The organism is Dellaglioa sp. CoH-55-MRSF-7 (assembly GCF_056782235.1).
On record NZ_JBXAYI010000082.1, the window covers coordinates 1 to 391 of the forward strand.

The 391-nt window shown below is 57.5% G+C and carries 1 pseudogene; it reads left to right on the top strand.

Annotation, left to right across the window (positions count from 1 at the left end):
- Window positions 1-391 (top strand): annotated as a pseudogene (locus tag AC1RPU_RS07960) (nicotinate phosphoribosyltransferase); the annotation flags it as partial.

The following is a 391-nucleotide window of genomic DNA, read 5'->3' on the forward strand; positions in this document are numbered from 1 at the left end:
CCCGGCCATGGAGCACTTCACGGTGACTGCATGGGGCCGCGATAATGAGGCCCGCGCTTTCTCGAACATGATCGACCAGTTCGGCGGTGAGGGGCGTGTGTACGCATATGTCTCGGATGCCTACGACATCTACAATGCCGTGGACAACATCTGGGGCAAGCAGTTGAAGGATAAGGTCTTGTCGAAGGGTGGGCGCGTTGTGATTCGCCCTGACTCCGGCGATCCGGTATCCGTGGTGCTGTACTGTGTAAAGTCGTTGGCCGAAAGCTTCGGTACCACGACCAACAGCAAGGGTTTCAAGGTGCTCCATCCGAGCGTGCGTGTGATTCAGGGTGACGGTGTAAATCGTGACTCTATCATCGCGATCCTGCGAGCCCTCGAACTCCACGGT